This is a genomic window from Burkholderia pyrrocinia, from assembly GCF_003330765.1.
In the GTDB taxonomy this organism is placed as follows: domain Bacteria; phylum Pseudomonadota; class Gammaproteobacteria; order Burkholderiales; family Burkholderiaceae; genus Burkholderia; species Burkholderia pyrrocinia_B.
Map to the genome: position 1 here is coordinate 2,439,889 of NZ_CP024903.1, position 16,453 is coordinate 2,456,341.

The 16,453-nt window shown below is 67.2% G+C and carries 16 protein-coding genes and 2 pseudogenes; 10 read left to right on the forward strand and 8 right to left on the reverse strand.

Going from position 1 to position 16,453, the window contains the following annotated elements:
- The first annotated feature begins 82 nt into the window (after positions 1-82).
- The 3 genes from CUJ89_RS28685 to CUJ89_RS28695 all read left to right on the forward strand — a co-directional run bounded on the left by CUJ89_RS28685 (position 83) and on the right by CUJ89_RS28695 (position 3,610).
- A complete protein-coding gene (locus CUJ89_RS28685; RefSeq protein WP_114180667.1) occupies positions 83-1,153 on the forward strand; it encodes an FUSC family protein in 1,071 nt (356 codons plus the stop codon).
- Positions 1,154-1,493: 340 nt separating this feature from the next.
- Positions 1,494-2,831 (forward strand): argininosuccinate synthase, encoded by a 1,338-nt coding sequence (argG, locus tag CUJ89_RS28690; RefSeq protein WP_114180668.1) that lies wholly within the window; start codon positions 1,494-1,496, stop codon positions 2,829-2,831.
- 281 nt (positions 2,832-3,112) lie between these two features.
- Positions 3,113-3,610 carry a shikimate kinase gene (locus CUJ89_RS28695; protein ID WP_114180669.1) on the forward strand — a complete coding sequence of 166 codons (498 nt, stop codon included), beginning with the start codon at positions 3,113-3,115 and terminating at the stop codon, positions 3,608-3,610.
- Between the two features lie 142 nt (positions 3,611-3,752).
- Here CUJ89_RS28695 and CUJ89_RS28700 read toward each other — a convergent pair whose 3' ends face one another.
- Together CUJ89_RS28700 and CUJ89_RS28705 are read right to left on the reverse strand one after the other, a co-directional pair.
- Positions 3,753-5,063, reverse strand: a complete 1,311-nt coding sequence (locus CUJ89_RS28700) for an MFS transporter (protein ID WP_114180670.1) — start codon at positions 5,061-5,063, stop codon at positions 3,753-3,755.
- Positions 5,064-5,246: 183 nt separating this feature from the next.
- Positions 5,247-6,329 (reverse strand): tartrate dehydrogenase, encoded by a 1,083-nt coding sequence (locus tag CUJ89_RS28705; RefSeq protein ID WP_114180671.1) that lies wholly within the window; start codon positions 6,327-6,329, stop codon positions 5,247-5,249.
- A gap of 108 nt (positions 6,330-6,437) precedes the next feature.
- Between CUJ89_RS28705 and CUJ89_RS28710 the strand changes: the two genes are divergently transcribed.
- The 3 genes and pseudogenes from CUJ89_RS28710 to CUJ89_RS28720 form a co-directional block, all read left to right on the forward strand.
- Entirely contained in the window at positions 6,438-7,358 is a 921-nt protein-coding gene (locus CUJ89_RS28710; RefSeq protein ID WP_114180672.1) for a LysR substrate-binding domain-containing protein, read from the forward strand.
- A gap of 81 nt (positions 7,359-7,439) precedes the next feature.
- Positions 7,440-8,066 carry a LysE family translocator gene (locus CUJ89_RS28715; protein WP_114180673.1) on the forward strand — a complete coding sequence of 209 codons (627 nt, stop codon included), beginning with the start codon at positions 7,440-7,442 and terminating at the stop codon, positions 8,064-8,066.
- Positions 8,067-8,079: 13 nt separating this feature from the next.
- Positions 8,080-8,304: pseudogene (locus CUJ89_RS28720) on the forward strand (class I SAM-dependent methyltransferase); the annotation flags it as partial.
- Positions 8,305-8,370: 66 nt separating this feature from the next.
- On the opposite strand, the gene CUJ89_RS28725 reads toward CUJ89_RS28720, so the two are convergent.
- The 4 genes from CUJ89_RS28725 to CUJ89_RS28740 form a co-directional block, all read right to left on the reverse strand.
- Positions 8,371-9,060: a DUF2848 domain-containing protein gene (locus CUJ89_RS28725; RefSeq protein WP_114180674.1), complete on the reverse strand. Its 690-nt coding sequence runs from the start codon at positions 9,058-9,060 to the stop codon at positions 8,371-8,373.
- Positions 9,061-9,130: 70 nt separating this feature from the next.
- Positions 9,131-9,517, reverse strand: a complete 387-nt coding sequence (locus tag CUJ89_RS28730; protein WP_089453518.1) for a cupin — start codon at positions 9,515-9,517, stop codon at positions 9,131-9,133.
- 50 nt (positions 9,518-9,567) lie between these two features.
- Positions 9,568-11,046 (reverse strand): 4-hydroxyphenylacetate 3-hydroxylase family protein, encoded by a 1,479-nt coding sequence (locus CUJ89_RS28735; protein WP_114180675.1) that lies wholly within the window; start codon positions 11,044-11,046, stop codon positions 9,568-9,570.
- Positions 11,047-11,081: 35 nt separating this feature from the next.
- Positions 11,082-11,630: a flavin reductase family protein gene (locus CUJ89_RS28740; RefSeq protein WP_114180676.1), complete on the reverse strand. Its 549-nt coding sequence runs from the start codon at positions 11,628-11,630 to the stop codon at positions 11,082-11,084.
- Positions 11,631-11,884: 254 nt separating this feature from the next.
- Between CUJ89_RS28740 and CUJ89_RS28745 the strand changes: the two genes are divergently transcribed.
- On the forward strand, positions 11,885-13,096 hold the full coding sequence (locus CUJ89_RS28745; RefSeq protein ID WP_114180677.1) for an IscS subfamily cysteine desulfurase: 1,212 nt from the start codon (positions 11,885-11,887) through the stop codon (positions 13,094-13,096).
- A 40-nt stretch (positions 13,097-13,136) separates the two neighbouring features.
- Here CUJ89_RS28745 and CUJ89_RS28750 read toward each other — a convergent pair whose 3' ends face one another.
- Complete coding sequence (locus tag CUJ89_RS28750) at positions 13,137-13,679, reverse strand: MarR family winged helix-turn-helix transcriptional regulator (RefSeq protein ID WP_114181610.1); 543 nt, start codon at positions 13,677-13,679, stop codon at positions 13,137-13,139.
- A gap of 129 nt (positions 13,680-13,808) precedes the next feature.
- On the opposite strand from CUJ89_RS28750, the gene CUJ89_RS28755 reads away from it, so the two are divergent.
- On the forward strand, positions 13,809-14,405 hold the full coding sequence (locus CUJ89_RS28755; protein ID WP_114180678.1) for a nuclear transport factor 2 family protein: 597 nt from the start codon (positions 13,809-13,811) through the stop codon (positions 14,403-14,405).
- A 40-nt stretch (positions 14,406-14,445) separates the two neighbouring features.
- Here CUJ89_RS28755 and CUJ89_RS28760 read toward each other — a convergent pair.
- A pseudogene (locus CUJ89_RS28760) lies at positions 14,446-14,820 on the reverse strand (sigma 54-dependent transcriptional regulator); the annotation flags it as partial.
- 83 nt (positions 14,821-14,903) lie between these two features.
- Between CUJ89_RS28760 and CUJ89_RS28765 the strand changes: the two are divergent.
- Positions 14,904-15,143: a hypothetical protein gene (locus tag CUJ89_RS28765; RefSeq protein ID WP_114180679.1), complete on the forward strand. Its 240-nt coding sequence runs from the start codon at positions 14,904-14,906 to the stop codon at positions 15,141-15,143.
- 84 nt (positions 15,144-15,227) lie between these two features.
- Positions 15,228-16,451: an RtcB family protein gene (locus CUJ89_RS28770; protein WP_114180680.1), complete on the forward strand. Its 1,224-nt coding sequence runs from the start codon at positions 15,228-15,230 to the stop codon at positions 16,449-16,451.
- Positions 16,452-16,453: the final 2 nt, after the last annotated feature.

Sequence of the window (16,453 nt, forward strand, 5' to 3'; positions counted from 1 at the left end):
CTAGCGTTACGTCTGCTGCGCATGCGGCGCGGCGCCGGCCCGCGCACGCCGCCGTGCGCGTTCCGGCCACCCCCGTTCCGTCATGACCGCCCCGCTCCCTACCCTGCTGCCGCCGCTCCTGCGCCACGCGCTTCGTCCGCTGCTCGACCCGTACCGCCGCTACCGGCACGCGAAGCTGATCCATGCGGCCCGCGTCGCGCTCGCGATTCTCGTGTCGATCGGCCTGTCCACCGGCCTGCGCGTGCCGCACGGCGAGTGGTCGACGATCACCGTGCTGATCGTCGTCGGCGGGCTGCAGCATCACGGCAACATCCGCAAGAAGGCGGCCGAGCGCGCGCTCGGCACGTCGATCGGCGCGCTCGCAGGGCTCGGGCTGATCCTGCTGTATTCCGTCGTGCACGCGCCGGTCGCGATCTACCTGCTGATGGCGCTCGCGTGCGGCTTCTGCGCGTATCACGCGATCGGCAAGGCCGGCTACATCGCGCTGCTGTCGGCGATCACGATGGTGATCGTCGCCGGGCACGGCGACAACGAGATCGTCGACGGCCTGTGGCGCGCGGTGAACGTGCTGGTCGGCATCGCGATCGCGCTGGCGTTTTCGTTCGCACTGCCGCTCTACGCGACCTATTCGTGGCGCTACAAGCTCGCCGACGCGCTGCGCGCGTGCGCGGCCGTGCATGCGCGGCTCGCGGGCGACCGTCACGTGAGCGACGACGCGCACCTGAAGGAAATGGCCGCGCTGAGCGCGCTGCTCGTGCAGTTGCGTTCGCTGATGCCGTCGGTGTCGAAGGAATGCGAGACGTCGACGACGCAGCTCGAGGCGATCCAGCGCAGCCTGCGCCTGTGCATCGGCTATCTGGAGATCCTGTCGAGCGCGGTGCCGGCCCGCGACGATGTCGCGGCCCGCGAATACATGCGCGTTGAAATGAAGGCCGTGAACCGGCGCATCCGCGACACGCTGGTCGGCGCGAGCCGCGCGCTCAAGTTCGGCACGCCGAGCCGGCTCGCGCCGCGCCGCCGGCCGGCTGACGCGCCGCACGACGCGCCGCCGCCGCAGTTGTCCGGCTACGTGTCGATCACGGCCAAGCTGGCCGGCGAAGTCGATCAGTTGCGCGAGAAGCTGCTCGATACCGCGCAGTCGTGGAATATCTGAAGCTCGCGGGATTCCGGGCGGCGCGCGCGCTGCTTTCATCGGCCTTTCGTCGCGGCAGGCCGGCATCCTGACGGCGGCGGCCCAGCGCTTCGGCCGATCCGTCCCCGGAAATACGGCCCGCGACCGGGCTCGTCCGCACCGGTTTCGGCCACCATTGCGCGCCCATTCCGCACCGATTCGCGCCGCGTTCTCCGCCTGGTTAACCGCCCGCCAGGCCCGCCGCGACAGGCCGGACGACGGATCCGCGCGAAAATCAGCCCTTGCCCCAACTTCCCGGACAGCCGATACTCGCATATTCCGCGAAATACGATCCCCCCGGACCCAATCCACGGTAATTCCTATGAGCACGATTCTCGAAAGCCTCCCGACCGGCCAGAAGGTCGGTATCGCCTTCTCCGGCGGCCTGGACACCAGCGCCGCGCTGCACTGGATGAAACTGAAGGGCGCCGTCCCGTACGCATACACGGCGAACCTCGGCCAGCCTGACGAAGACGATTACGACGCGATCCCGAAGCGTGCGATCGAATACGGCGCAGCTGGTGCCCGCCTGATCGACTGCCGCGCGCAGCTCGTCGCCGAAGGCATCGCGGCGCTGCAAAGCGGCGCATTCCATATCACGACGGCCGGCGTCACGTACTTCAATACCACGCCGATCGGCCGCGCCGTGACGGGCACGATGCTCGTCGCCGCGATGAAGGAAGACGGCGTCAACATCTGGGGCGACGGCAGCACGTACAAGGGCAACGACATCGAGCGGTTCTACCGCTACGGCCTGCTCGTGAACCCGGACCTGAAGATCTACAAGCCGTGGCTCGACCAGACCTTCATCGACGAGCTCGGTGGCCGCGCCGAAATGTCGGAATTCATGCGCCAGGCGGGCTTCGCATACAAGATGTCGGCCGAGAAGGCCTATTCGACCGATTCGAACCTGCTCGGTGCGACGCACGAGGCGAAGGATCTCGAAAGCCTCGAAAGCGGCATCAAGATCGTGAACCCGATCATGGGCGTCGCGTTCTGGCGCGACGACGTGAAGATCGCCGCCGAAGAAGTGACGGTGCGCTTCGAAGCCGGCCAGCCGGTCGCGCTGAACGGCGTCGAGTTTACGGACCCGGTCGAGCTGCTGCTGGAAGCCAACCGCATCGGCGGCCGCCACGGCCTCGGCATGAGCGACCAGATCGAGAACCGGATCATCGAGGCGAAGAGCCGCGGCATCTATGAAGCCCCGGGCCTCGCGCTGCTGTACATCGCGTACGAGCGTCTCGTCACCGGCATCCACAACGAAGACACGATCGAGCAGTACCGCGAGAACGGCCGCCGTCTCGGCCGCCTGCTGTACCAGGGCCGCTGGTTCGACCCGCAGGCGATCATGCTGCGTGAAACCGCGCAACGCTGGGTCGCGCGCGCCATCACCGGCGAAGTGAAGATCGAACTGCGCCGCGGCAACGACTACTCGATCCTGAGCACGAAGTCGCCGAACCTCACGTACCAGCCGGAACGCCTGTCGATGGAGAAGGTGGCATCGACGTTCTCGCCGCGCGACCGGATCGGCCAGCTGACGATGCGCAACCTCGACATCACCGATACGCGCGACAAGCTGCGCGTGTATTCGCAAGTCGGCTTGCTGACGCCGAGCGAATCGTCGGCGTTGCCGCAGATCAAGAGCGATAGCGACAAGTAAGTCGCTTCGCCAACGGCCGGGTGCGTATCCGCAAAGGATAGGCGGCCCGGTCGGGCAGGCTGTGCGTGCTTCGTTGCGTGTGCGGCCTGCTTGTCCCTCCCCCTTCCGTTTTTCCGCCGATCGCACGCACGGGCGTTGACGCCTCCCGCGTTGCCCCGCGATCACGTACCCAGCTTCAACATCTTCCCGTCACGCTATCCCGCGCGTGCCGCCATCGCACGGCCCTGCAACGCCCGCGCAATCGTGGCAAGCTGCGAGTCGTCCGATACCGGCTTTCCCTCATGACACCCGTCACCGTCATCCACCTGAACGGCCCGATCAACAGCGGCAAGACGACGATCGGTCTCGCGCTCGCACGCGTGCTGCCCGATGCGCGCTTCATCGACGGCGACGATCACGATGCACCCGACGATGCGCCGTTCGACGTGCAGTGGGCGATCGCGCTGGAGCGCCTCGTCACGCAGATCGCGCAGGCCCGCGAGCGTCATCTGGTGATTGCCTATCCGATCGGCGAAGCGGAATTCGAGCGGCTGCGCGCCGCCTGCGATGCGCGCGCTGCACGGTTTTTCGTCGTCACGCTCGCGCCGCCCGAAGCGGTCGCGGCTTCGAATCGCGGCTCGCGCGCGCTGACGGATTGGGAGCGGCAGCGTATCGCCGAGATGTATCGGGAAGGGTATGCGGCGCGGCCATTCAGCCAGATGGTGCTGGATACGTCCGACGCGACGCCCGATGGATGTGCGGTTCGCATCGCGCAACACGTCGCGGCGACGCAGTCGTAATGCCTGCACCTGCACGCGCCCGTCGAGCCGACGTGAAGTTCCATGCGCTGACGCTGACGCATGGCTGATCGCGCATCACCACGCATTGCGCCGGACAGGCACGCGATGCGCGCTGTCCGGCGTGTCGGCGCAAACGCCGCGCTTACGGGTGATGCCGCACGCCCGGCACGGCCGCCTCCCTCACGCTCTTCCGGCTCAGCATCAGCGTGACGATCGCCGATACCGCGAGCGTGCCCGCCACCACGTAGAGCCCCGCCGCATACCCGCCCGTTGCATTCTTCAGCCAGCCGATCGCGAACGGCCCGACAAACCCGCCGAGATTGCCGATCGAGTTGATCATCGCGATCCCCGCGGCCGCGCCGGCGCCGGACAGGAATGCGCTCGGCATCGCCCACAGCGGCGCCTTCGCGGCGCTGATCCCGATGTTGACGACGACCAGCGCGAGCACGGTCAGCAGCGCGGTGCTCGCCTGCCCCGCGAACACGAAGCCGATACACGCGAGCACGCACGGAATCACGACGTGCCATGTGCGCTCGCCGGTGCGATCCGAATGCCGCGCCCAGACGATCATCGCGACGACGGCGGCGATGCTCGGGATGCCGGTCAGCAAGCCCGTCTGCAGCGCGGTGAAGCCGAACTGCTTGACCATCAGCGGCGCCCACAGGCCGAGCGTGTACAGCCCCGCCGACGTGCCGAAGTAGATCAGCGCGAGCGCCAGCACGCGCGGATCGCGCAGTGCCTGCCACGCGCCGGCCGTGTGCCCGGCATGCGTGTGACGCACGTCGGCTTCGGCTTTCAGCTTCGCGATCAGCCAGTCGCGCTCGTCCGCCCGCAGCCACGTGGCCTTCGACGGCGAATCGGTCATGCACTTGAGCACGACGAAGCCGAGCACGACCGCCGGCAGCGCTTCGACGATGTACAGCATCTGCCAGTCGGCGAGCCCGAACATCGGCGGCATCTGCATGATCGCGCCCGACAGCGGCGACCCGATCGCGGTCGAGATCGGCGCGGCCGCCATGAACCACGCGGCGGCCACCGCGCGCTGCTTCGCGGGGAACCACAGGCCCAGGTACAGGATGATGCCGGGGAAGAACCCGGCTTCGGCCATGCCGAGCAGGAAGCGCAGCACGTAGAAGCTCGTCGGCCCGGCCGCGAACGCGGACACGGCCGACACGATGCCCCAGGTGACCATCACGCGCGCGATCCAGATGCGGGCGCCGACGCGGTGGAGGATCAGGTTGGACGGCACCTCGAACAGGAAGTAGCCGATGAAGAACAGGCCGCCGCCGAACCCGAACGCGGTCGGCGACAGGCCGATCGCCTTGTTCATCGTCATCGCGGCGAAGCCGACGTTGACGCGATCGAGAAAGCTGACGAAGTACAGCAGCATCACGAACGGAATGATGCGCCACATCAGTTTCCGCGCGACGCGGGTTTCGAGATCCGTTTGCATGTGTCTCCTCCTTCGAGGTCGAGCCGTGCTCTGTCTGTGAATGCCGGCCGGCGCCGCAACGAAGCGTGCGGGCCGGCGCCCGGCTCGCGTCGGATGCGCGAGTCACGGGCAGGAAATTCCCGGGGAGCGATGCGCGGGCGGCGGCCGGTTACCGGTTGCGCACGCGCATCGCCGCCTTGCTCGTCAGGCTGCGACCGCCGCATGCGCGACGCGCGCGCAGACGGCCGCCGTCACCTGCGCGGTCGTCGCGCTACCGCCGAGGTCGCGCGTGTGCAGCGACGGGTCGGCCGTCACGGCCTCGATCGCCTGCATCACGCGCGCGGCGGCCGCCGTTTCACCGAGATGCTCGAGCAGCATCACGACCGACCAGAACGTGCCGACCGGATTCGCGAGCCCCTTGCCCATGATGTCGAATGCGGAGCCGTGGATCGGCTCGAACATCGACGGATAGCGGCGCTCGGGATCGATGTTGCCGGTCGGTGCGATGCCGAGGCTGCCGGCGAGCGCGGCGGCAAGATCGCTGAGGATGTCCGCGTGCAGGTTGGTCGCGACGATCGTGTCGAGCGACGCCGGCCGGTTGACCATGCGCGCGGTTGCCGCATCGACGAGTTCCTTGTCCCACGTCACGTCGGGGAATTCCTGCGCGATCTGCTTCGCGATCTCGTCCCACATCACCATCGCGTGCCGCTGCGCGTTGCTCTTCGTGATCACGGTCAGCAGCTTGCGCGGCCGCGACTGCGCGAGCCGGAACGCGAAGCGCATGATGCGTTCGACGCCGGCGCGCGTGAGGATCGACACGTCGGTCGCGGCCTCGATCGGATGGCCCTGGTGCACGCGGCCGCCGACGCCCGCGTATTCGCCTTCGGAGTTCTCGCGGACGATCACCCAGTTCAGGTCGTCCGGCCCGCAGCGCTTCAGCGGCGCGTCGATGCCGGGCAGGATGCGCGTCGGGCGCACGTTCGCGTACTGGTCGAAGCCCTGGCAGATCTTCAGGCGCAGCCCCCACAGCGTCACGTGGTCGGGCACGTCGGGATCGCCCGCCGAGCCGAACAGGATCGCGTCCTTGCCGCGCAGCGCGTCGAGGCCGTCGGCCGGCATCATCGCGCCGTGCTGGCGGTAATAATCGGCGCCCCAGTCGAAATCCTCGAACTCGAACGCAAAGCGGTCGCTGCCGCGGGCCAGTGCTTCCAGCAGCTGCTTGCCGGCCGGCACCACTTCCTTGCCGATGCCGTCGCCGGGAATCGTTGCGATACGGTAGGTTTTCATGCGGACATCCTCGATTGATCGTGAGCGTGAACGCACTTTACCGAACCAAAAGTGCAGGAACCGGTGCTAGACTCAAAGCATCTTTAACTTAAATTCACGAATCCCGTCATGGCGGATACCGTCCAGCCGGCCGATCTCGGCTTCTTCTCGACGCTGGCCGCGTCGGGCAGCCTGAGCGCGGCCGCGCGCGAACTCGGGCTGACCGCGGCGGCCGTCAGCAAGCGGCTCACGCAGATGGAGCGACGCGCGGGCGTGACGCTCGTCAACCGCACGACGCGGCGGATGATGCTCACGCCCGAAGGCGACGTGTATCTCGACTACGCGCGCCGGATCCTCGATCAGGTGGACGAACTCGGCGAGCTGCTCGGCAGCGCGAAGCAGCGCCCGAAGGGGCTGCTGCGCGTGAATGCGACGCTCGGCTTCGGGCGCAGCCACGTCGGCCCCGCGATCTCACGCTTCGTCGCGCGCTATCCGGAAGTGTCGGTGCAGCTGCAGCTGTCGGTGATGCCGCCGCCGCTCACCGACGACGCGTTCGACGTGTGCATCCGCTTCGGCGAGCCGCCCGATTCGCGCGTCGTCGCGCGGCGGCTCGCGCCGAACCGCCGGCTGCTGTGCGCGGCGCCCGCGTATCTCGCACGGCACGGGATGCCCGGCACGCCGCACGACCTGACGCGCCACAACTGCATCGGCATCCGGCAGGGCGACGAGGGTTATGGAATTTGGCGCCTGACGAGCGGGCGCGGTGCGGCACGCAACACCGAAGCCGTGCGAATCAACGGCAACCTGACGACGAACGACGGCGAGATCGCCGTGAAGTGGGCGCTCGACGGGCACGGGATCCTGATGCGCGCCGAATGGGATCTCCGCGACTATCTCGCCGATGGCCGCCTCGTGGTCGTGCTGCCCGACCACGAAACGCCGAGCGCCGACATCTATGCGGTGTACGCGCAGCGTCACCAGATGTCCACGCGGATTCGCGCGTTCGTGGATTTTCTGGCGGATGAGTTGGGGCGGTTGAAAGGCGCGTAGCGCGCCGTCGGCAACGGCCGCGCGCCGAACCGAATACAATGCCCCGATCCCCCGCCGCTGCGCCAACCTGCCGGAGCCGCCATGTTCGACCTGACCACGCTGACCACCTTCACGGCCGTCGTTCTCGGCCTGTTCCTGATCCCCGGTCCCGCCGTGCTGCTCGTGCTGAGCCGCACCGTGCAGGGCGGGCGCAAGACCGGCATCCTGACCGGCCTCGGCGTCGCCAGCGGCGACTTCGTGCATACGCTGTTCGCGGCCGTCGGGCTGTCCGCGCTGCTGATGACGTCGGCGCTTGCGTTCAACGTCGTGAAGCTGGTCGGCGCCGCGTACCTGATCTATCTCGGCGTGCGCGCGCTGCTGGAGAAGCAGTCCGATCCGTCGCTGCCGACCGTGTCGCCCGTCACGCCGCTCAAGGCGTACCTGCAGGCGATTCCCGCCGAAGTGCTCAATCCGAAGACCGCGCTGTTCTTCCTCGCGTTCATGCCGCAGTTCGTGCATCCGGAACGCGGCTCGACGTTCGTGCAGTTCGCGGTGCTCGGGCTGATCTTCGTCGTGCTCAGCTCGCTCTACACGACGCTGATCGCGTGCTCGATCCGCCCGCTCGGCCGCATCGTGAAGCGGCTGACGTGGCTCACACGCTGGCAGGGCAAGATCATCGGCTCGATCTTCATCACGCTCGGGCTGCGCGTGGCCGTGCAGCAGCGCTGATGCGCGCGAGCGCATGACGTTTGGCGCGGCGCCCGCCGGCGAAGCCCTTTACACCGACCCGCGCCTCGTCGCAATCCACGACCTGTTCAACGCGGGCGATCACGATTTTGCGTTCTACGCAGCCCTGATCGGCACCGCGCGCCAACGCGTTCTCGATCTCGGCTGCGGCACCGGCACGTTCGCGCGCCAGCTCGCGGCGGCCGGGCACGACGTCGTCGATCTCCATCATGCGGTGGCACCGTTCGCCGACGCGACGAGCGCGGAGATCATCGCGATCTGCCGCGCCTGAGTGCGTTCGGCCGCGTCAGCCCGCAACGGGCAGCGTGTCCACCGCATACGCGTGCCGGAGCGTGCGGCCCAGCACCGGATCCTCCAGCTCGACCTCGAACCGCTCGGCCGGCCGGATGCCGCCGATCGCCGCAAGCGTGCCGCACAGCATCGCGGTACCGTCGGCGAAGCGGCCGTCGTGGCGCGCGAACTGCGCGAGCAGATCGTCGGGCGCGCGCATCGCCGTGACCTTGCCCTCCTGATACAGCACGCGCTCGCCGTCGATCGTCGCGTACGCGCGCAGCACGAGCTGATCCCAGTGGCCGGCCACATCGTCGAACTTCCACAGTGTGTTCGCGCACGGCTTGCCGCACATCTGCTTCGACACGGTGATCCCGTAGGTCTCGACCTCGCGGTCGGTGTGGTCGGACGCGATGCCGACGAAGGTCTCGCCGCCGTCCCGCACCAGCACGAATTCCGCTTCGCCGCTGCTCTGCCCGCCCGATACCTGGATCGCGGGCGACGGATCGAGGCGATCGGCCGCGACGCGGTAGAACACCGGCGTCGTCGCCGGGCGCTTGACGCCGAGTTCCTCCAGCTCGCGAATGTGCTGCTCCATGGCGGCCGTATCGCGGCCGGTCCAGCCCGCGATCACGAGCGTGTCGATCGAAATCGCGCGCTCGGTGCGGCCGTCGCGACCGTCGATCGCGAACGTGATGGTTTTCATCGAAAACTCCTTGCGGCGGGCAGCGCGAGCCATGCGCCGCCGCCCGCTGTGTGTCATTGATCGTCCGGGCTCACGCCGGGTCGTAGTAGTGGATCTCCAGCAGCACGCAGCCGCCGTTCGACTTGAACGGGCCGTGCCATGCGCCGGGCGGACGCACCGCATACGTGTAGCCGTTGAACGGCGTGCCGCCGTTGCCGTGCTCGTCGTTGCCGACGGTCAGGTCGCCCTCGACGAGAAACACCTCCTCCCAGTAGTCGTGCACGAACGGCTTCTTCGTGTGCAGCCCGGCCGGCAGGCGCAGCAGGCGCGTGCGGCTGCCGCGCTTCCGCTCGGTGTCGAGCGCGCCGGACAGGATCAGTTCCTGCGCGCCGGATGCCGGGTCATAGCCTTCCGGCAGCCGCCAGTCGCGCTGCATGTCCAGCGTATGGAATTCGTCGTGAAGCTTGTTGATGGCCATCTGTCTCTCCTGAATGCGATAGCGGGTAAGGTCTGGCGCGATGCGGCGCGTCAAGCGGCGCGCGGCGTCGACAACTCCTGGTTCAGCGAATAGCTGCCGAGCATCGAATCGACGAGATGCGACGCGCGCTGCCAGTCGTACGTGCGGTACGCATGGCCCTTCGTGACGAACGACGCGCCGGCATAGAACAGTTCGTACTGGTTGTGGCGCGACGCGAATTCGGAGCCGACCGCGTCCCACGCGAGCTTGAAGAACTTCACGCGATCCTCGGACGAACATACGGGCGACTTCTGCGTCTTCTCGATGATGCGCAGCAGGTCGGGGTTTTCGAAATCGCGCACGCTGGACGGCAGCATGATCATTCCGCCGCCGGCGAGCTCGCGCAGCGTGTTGAGCACCTTCGAATAGAGCTGCTGCGTGACGACCTGCGAGCCGTACAGCATGTTGCGGTCGGGCACGTAGAAGCCGTTGACGACCGTGCCCTTCGCTTCCATTCCGTAGACCCACGCCTCGACCATCGACGCCTCGGCCGCGAGCTGGCCCAGCGTCTCGCGCACCTGCGGGAACGCGTTCGTGCCGTTGACCTCGGAGATCTTCAGGCCGAGCCCGACGAGGAAGCGCAGCTTCGTCATCAGGCGCACCTGGCACTGGTAGTTCTGGAACACGTGCGCGGGCGTCGCGTGGAACTGCTTCGCGCACATCGCCGTATTGCCGGCGACGAAGATCCGCTCCCACGGCACCTTCACGTCGTCGAAATACAGCACCGCGTCGTTCTCGTCGAAGCGGCTCGACAGCGGGTTGTCGAACACCGACGTCGCGTTCTCCTCGTACGACTTGCGCGACATGATCTTCATGCCCTTCGCGTTCATCGGCACCGCGAACGACAGCGCGTACATCTCGTCGCCTTCGCGCAGCGGCTGGATGCAGCTGCAGAACACCTCGTTCGCCATGATCCCGCTGGTCGCGAGCATCTTCGCGCCGCGCACCGTGATGCCCTCGGCGTCCTGGTCGACGATGCCGACCGCGAGGTACTTGTCCTCCTGCTCGTGCGCGGCCTTCGACTGGTTCGCCTGCGGATTCACGATCACGTAGGTCAGGAACAGGTCGTTGTCGCGTGCGTAGCGGTAGTAGTCGCGCAGTGCGCCCGCGCGCGCCGGATCGTATTGCTCGAACACGTCGGCGCCCATATACATGCCCGACAGGCACGACGCAACGTGATCGGGCGAGCGGCCCATGAAGCCGTAATGCAGCTCCGACCACGCTTCCATCGCGGCGCGGCGTTCGACGAGTTCGTCGTAGCACGTCGGCAGCTGCCAGATTCGGCTGACGCGGTTGCCCGAGTCGGGCGACACGAACGTCATCTTCTCGACGTTCTCGTCGCGCGCCTGGTAGTCGTACAGGCTCGCGTAGCTGCGGATCGAATTGCGGAATGCCGCGTGCGCGGTCACGTCGCCGACCGGCTGGCCGTTCAGGTAGACCTGCCGCCCGTCGCGCAGCGACGCGATGTGCTGAGTCCCGTTCTTGATCATGATGCCTCCTGGGTGGAATGAATCGTGGGTTGCGTTCAAGCAGACAGCGCGTGCACGCCGTCGAGCGTGCGGTAACGGCCGCCGAAGAAGATCAGCGGGCGCCCTTCCGAGCGCACGCGGTGCCGCGTCACGCGGCCGACGAAGATCACGTGATCGCCGCCGTCGTACTGCGCATAGGGTTCGCATTCGAACGTTGCAAGCGCGTCCGGCAGCAGCACCGCGCCGTCGTCTTTCGCCGCGTCGGCACGCCAGCCCCACTTGTCGCCGTTCGTTTTCGCGAAGCAGTTCGACAGGTGTTGCTGCGTCTCGTCGAGCACGTTGACCGCGTAGCCGCCCGCGTCGGTCAGGTCGCCGAGGCTCAGGCTGCGGCGGTCGACCGAGAACAGGATCAGCGGCGGGTCCAGCGACACCGAATTGAACGACGCGACCGTGATGCCGATCGGCACCCCCTCTTTCCGCGGTGCGGTAATCACCGCGACGCCCGTCGCGAACATCGACAGCGCGGTGCGAAAGCGCCGCTGCTCGTCGGCGCCCGCGCCGGTTCCGGCATGGTTCTCGCTCATCTCGCCCTCCTTGGGTTGCATCGCCGGATTCCGCAGTGGAGTCCGGCCCAACAAAGCACCGTTATTTAGCTTTGTTATTTAGCTTTTATTAAATGCAAACACAAAGGCGGGTTCAAGCTGTCGTAAACCCTGATCTTGAAAGCTTTGTTTGAAAGACAACCCTACTGGCGGGATGGATGTTGCGCGGCGCTCGCGAATGTCCACGTACACTGCGGCTACCGTATTCCCCGGGCTTTCGCGCCCCGCGGGAGACACCGCTTTCCGGAGCCCTTTCGATGCAATCCCGTCCGATCTACATGGACTACAGTGCGACGACGCCCGTCGATCCGCGCGTGGTCGACAAAATGGTGCCGTTCCTGCACGAGCAATTCGGCAACCCTGCTTCGCGCAGCCACAGCTACGGCTGGGACGCCGAGCAGGCGGTCGAGGCAGCGCGTGCACACGTCGCCGCGCTGCTCGGCGCCGATCCGCGCGAAATCGTGTGGACGTCCGGTGCGACCGAGGGCAACAACCTCGCGATCAAGGGCGCCGCGCACTTCTACCAGGGCAAGGGCAAGCACCTCGTCACGGTGAAGACCGAGCACAAGGCCGTGCTCGATACGTGCCGCGAACTCGAACGCCAGGGCTTCGACGTCACGTACCTCGACGTGCGGGAAGACGGCCTGCTCGATCTCGACGCGCTGCAGCAGGCGCTGCGCGCCGACACGATCCTGGTCTCGGTGATGCTCGCGAACAACGAGACGGGCGTGATCCAGCCGGTGGCCGAGATCGGCGCGCTGTGCCGCGCGCGCGGCATCGTGTTCCACTGCGACGCCGTACAGGCGGCCGGCAAGATTCCGGTCGACGTGAATGTGCTGAACGTCGACCTGCTGACGGTGACCGCGCACAAGGTCTACGGCCCGAAGGGGATCGGCGCGCTGTACGTGCGCCGCAAGCCGCGCGTGCGCATCGAAGCGCAGATGCACGGCGGCGGCCATGAGCGCGGGATGCGCTCGGGCACGCTGCCGACGCACCAGATCGTCGGGATGGGCGAGGCGTTCCGGCTCGCGAAGGAAGAGATGGAGGAAGAAAGCCGCCGCGTCGGCGCGTTGCGCGACCGGCTGCTGGCCGGCCTGTCGACGCTCGACGAGGTTTACGTGAACGGCGATCTCGCGCGCCGGATTCCGCACAACCTGAACGTCAGCTTCAATTTCGTCGAAGGCGAATCGCTGATCATGGGGATCAAGGGCGTCGCGGTGTCGTCAGGCTCCGCGTGCACGTCGGCATCGCTGGAGCCGTCGTACGTGCTGCGCGCGCTCGGCCGCAGCGACGAGCTCGCGCACAGCTCGATCCGCTTCACGCTCGGCCGCTTCACGACCGAGGCCGAAGTGGACAGCGTGATCGCGCAGGTGCGCGACACGGTCGACAAGCTGCGCGCGCTGAGCCCGCTGTGGGACATGCATCTCGAAGGGGTCGACCTGAGTACGATCGAGTGGGCCGCGCACTGAGTGTGGCCGATGCGTCAGGCCGGCCTGTGGCCGGCGCGCGTCAGCCTTTTTCCTGGCGCGCGATCATGTGCGCGAGATCGAGCGTCGCGCGATCGCCGTTGGTGACGAGGCGGTCGATCACCGAGCAGAGCGCCTTGAATTCAGTTTTCGTCACGCCCTCGAACAGCACGTTGTTGATACGCTGCTGCGAGTCGGCGAGCGCTTTCAGCAGCTTCGAGCCGGCCGGCGTGACGGTGAGCCGCATCTTGCGCTTGTCGTCGGGGTCCGAACGTTTGTCGATCAGGCCGAGCTTCTTCAGCTTGCCGGTCTCGATCGTGACGAAGGCGCCGCTCAGGTGCAGGTGATCGGCGAGGCGGTTGACGGTCACGACGTCGTCGTGCGACAGATGCGCGACCGATACAAGCAGCGAATACTGGATGCCGGTGAGGCCGACCAGCGAGCCGAAGCCGTCGCGCACCGACAACAGGCGGGCCGCGAACGGCAACAGCCCGTTGATCAGGTGACGGAATGCCGTGTCCGTGCCGTCGATCAGGCAGGCCGGGTTGGTAATGGTCAGGACGGACTCCTCTTGCTGCTTGGCCATGACGTCGACGCTCCGTGCGGTCATGCGAATTTAGCTTTGAAACGAAATTATACGGCAAAGGCACCTACGCTCCCGGCCAGGTCCGGCGGGCCGCGTGCGGCCCGATTTCCCGATACCGGAGGCTCGACCATGCCCTTCCCGCTTCATCCCGCGCCGGTTCGCGCGCTGCTCGAATGCTATCTGCGCGCGAAGGACCTGAACCGGCCCGCGCTGATCGCCGACTGCTTCGCGGCCAATGCCGAGCTGAGCTTTTCGCTCGCGAACGACGATATCGATTTTCCGCCGCGCGTGACGGGAGCGGCGGCCATCGCGCGCACGCTGGTCGAAGATTTCGGCGAGCGGTTCGAGCGATGCCGGACCTATTACCTCTGCACCGAACCGGCAGTCGACGAACACGGCGTCAGCGGGATGCCATGGCTCGTCGCGATGCGGCAGAAGGACAACGGCGCATTGCGGCTCGGGCATGGCACGTACCGCTGGCAGTTCGCGTGCGACATCGAAGGCGTTGCGCGGATTGCCGCGCTGCACATTCATATCGCGCGGATGGATACGGTCGACGATCCGCAGGCGGCGAAACTCGATGCGCTGCACGCGGCGTTCGGGTATCCGTGGCTGCCGGCGCACGCGTTCGTGCGCGGGCTGGCGGATGTCGCGACAGCACAGCCGGATTGGGCATTCCTGGCGCCATTCCGGCTGGCAGCGGCGGAGGCAGCAGCGGCCGGCTAAGGCACGGCCGGGCGCGGGGCGGCATCACGCGCCCCTCGCGTCACCGCGCCACGTCGAGCGCCTGCCGAACCCCTTCCCAGTCGAGCCCGAACCGCGCGAGATACTTGCGCAGCCGGTCCGCATCGTTCGGCTGCTTCTTGCTCTGCCGCGACACCGCGAACAGCGTGCGCCCGGGTTCCGACAGGCTCGCCGACGCACGGCACACGTCGAGCACGCGTTCGAGCTGCGCGCGGTCGAACAGGTCGAGTTCCGCCGCACGCACGCCGAACACCACATCGACCCACGTGTCGGACGCGCCCGCGCCGGCCGGCGACGACCACGTGCGCGTCAGCCGCTCGACTTCCTGTTCGGTCAGGTCCTCGGTAATCCGTCCCGCATCGGCCAGCGTCGCCATCCGCGTGACCGAGGCTGAAAGGCCCGCCGCGCGCCGGATCGATTGCGGTTCCGCGCGATCGGCCGGACGGCCGGACGGCCCGCGCGAATGCGCACGATGACGCAATGCAGGATGCGTCGCCGTGCAGCGCCCGCGCCCGCCCGATTGCGTCGCACCGCGATCCGCACGATGCGCGTCACCCGGCGGCCATTGAAGAAAAGGACAAGAATATGGGCAAGCGTCAGGTAGCGAAAAAGAACGAACGCGCGCTGCTGATGAGCGAGAGCGATTTCGTGAAGGTGCCGGAACCGGAGACGATCCTCGCGCAGGTGGTCGAAGCCGAAAGGCCGCGCAGACGAACGTGATTCGCCGTCGCGAGGAAACGGCGGCATGAAACGGCGCGGCGCACGCGTGCCGCGCCGGACGAATGAACGAATCAGGTGAAGCAAATGACTGACATGGATTACCAGGTGATGGAACTGGCAAACGGCAAGCCGGTGAAGATGTGGACGCGAGGCGTCGCCGTCGAGGACGAAGCGCGCGCGCAACTGCGCAACACCGCGCAGATGCCGTTCATCTTCAGCCACGTCGCGGTGATGCCGGACGTCCACCTCGGCAAGGGCTCGACGATCGGCAGCGTGATTCCGACGAAGGGCGCGATCATTCCGGCCGCGGTCGGCGTCGACATCGGCTGCGGGATGATGGCCGCGCGCACGACGCTGACGGCATCCGACCTGCCGGATTCGCTCGCGGGGCTACGCAGCGCGATCGAACGCGCGGTGCCGCACGGCCGCGCGCCGGGCCGCCGCGATCCGGGTGCGTGGGGCGATCGCACGCCGGCCGCCGTGACCGAATCGTGGAAGTCGCTGCAGCCGGGTTTCCAGCGGATCGTCGACAAGTATCCGAAGCTGGAAAAGACGAACCACTACGCGCATCTCGGCACGCTCGGCACCGGCAACCACTTCATCGAAGTGTGCGTCGACGAAGCGGGCCACGTGTGGTTCATGCTGCACAGCGGCTCGCGCGGCGTCGGCAACGCGATCGGCAGCCTGTTCATCGAACTCGCGCAGGCCGACATGCGGCAGCACATCGCGAACCTGCCGGACCGCAATCTCGCGTATTTCACCGAGGGCAGCCGGCACTTCGACGATTACGTCGAAGCGGTCGGCTGGGCGCAGGACTACGCGCGGCGCAACCGGCAGGCCATGATGGACGCGGTGATCGGTGCGGCACGCGGCGTGATCGCCAAGCCGTTCGCGGTCGACGAGCATGCGGTGAACTGCCACCACAACTACGTGCAGCGCGAACGCCACTTCGGCGAGGACGTGCTCGTGACGCGCAAGGGCGCGGTGTCCGCGCAGAAGGGGCAGCTCGGGATCATTCCGGGCTCGATGGGTGCGAAAAGCTTCATCGTGAGCGGGCTCGGCAACCCGGAAAGCTTCTGCTCGTGCAGCCACGGCGCAGGCCGGACGATGAGCCGCACCGAAGCGAAGCGCCGCTTCACGGCCGACGACCAGGTGAAGGCAACGCAGGGCGTCGAATGCCGGAAGGACGCGGGCGTCGTCGACGAAATCCCGATGGCCTACAAGGACATCGACGCGGTGATGGCGGCCCAGCGCAGCCTCGTCGAAGTGGTGCATACGCTGCGCCAGGTGGTGTGCGTGAAAGGATAACG

What these genes read in the sequence shown, in the direction of transcription:
- argG (WP_114180668.1), top strand. Translation starts at nt 1,494, where the DNA reads ATGAGCACGATTCTCGAAAGCCTCCCGACCGGCCAGAAGGTCGGTATC.
- CUJ89_RS28730 (WP_089453518.1), bottom strand. Translation starts at nt 9,517, where the DNA reads ATGGCCATCAACAAGCTTCACGACGAATTCCATACGCTGGACATGCAG.
- CUJ89_RS28755 (WP_114180678.1), top strand. Translation starts at nt 13,809, where the DNA reads ATGCCCTTCCCGCTTCATCCCGCGCCGGTTCGCGCGCTGCTCGAATGC.
- CUJ89_RS28710 (WP_114180672.1), top strand. Translation starts at nt 6,438, where the DNA reads ATGGCGGATACCGTCCAGCCGGCCGATCTCGGCTTCTTCTCGACGCTG.
- CUJ89_RS28770 (WP_114180680.1), top strand. Translation starts at nt 15,228, where the DNA reads ATGACTGACATGGATTACCAGGTGATGGAACTGGCAAACGGCAAGCCG.
- CUJ89_RS28725 (WP_114180674.1), bottom strand. Translation starts at nt 9,060, where the DNA reads ATGAAAACCATCACGTTCGCGATCGACGGTCGCGACGGCCGCACCGAG.
- CUJ89_RS28745 (WP_114180677.1), top strand. Translation starts at nt 11,885, where the DNA reads ATGCAATCCCGTCCGATCTACATGGACTACAGTGCGACGACGCCCGTC.
- CUJ89_RS28735 (WP_114180675.1), bottom strand. Translation starts at nt 11,046, where the DNA reads ATGATCAAGAACGGGACTCAGCACATCGCGTCGCTGCGCGACGGGCGG.
- CUJ89_RS28715 (WP_114180673.1), top strand. Translation starts at nt 7,440, where the DNA reads ATGTTCGACCTGACCACGCTGACCACCTTCACGGCCGTCGTTCTCGGC.
- CUJ89_RS28685 (WP_114180667.1), top strand. Translation starts at nt 83, where the DNA reads ATGACCGCCCCGCTCCCTACCCTGCTGCCGCCGCTCCTGCGCCACGCG.
- CUJ89_RS28750 (WP_114181610.1), bottom strand. Translation starts at nt 13,679, where the DNA reads ATGGCCAAGCAGCAAGAGGAGTCCGTCCTGACCATTACCAACCCGGCC.
- CUJ89_RS28705 (WP_114180671.1), bottom strand. Translation starts at nt 6,329, where the DNA reads ATGAAAACCTACCGTATCGCAACGATTCCCGGCGACGGCATCGGCAAG.
- CUJ89_RS28765 (WP_114180679.1), top strand. Translation starts at nt 14,904, where the DNA reads ATGCAGGATGCGTCGCCGTGCAGCGCCCGCGCCCGCCCGATTGCGTCG.
- CUJ89_RS28740 (WP_114180676.1), bottom strand. Translation starts at nt 11,630, where the DNA reads ATGCAACCCAAGGAGGGCGAGATGAGCGAGAACCATGCCGGAACCGGC.
- CUJ89_RS28695 (WP_114180669.1), top strand. Translation starts at nt 3,113, where the DNA reads ATGACACCCGTCACCGTCATCCACCTGAACGGCCCGATCAACAGCGGC.
- CUJ89_RS28700 (WP_114180670.1), bottom strand. Translation starts at nt 5,063, where the DNA reads ATGCAAACGGATCTCGAAACCCGCGTCGCGCGGAAACTGATGTGGCGC.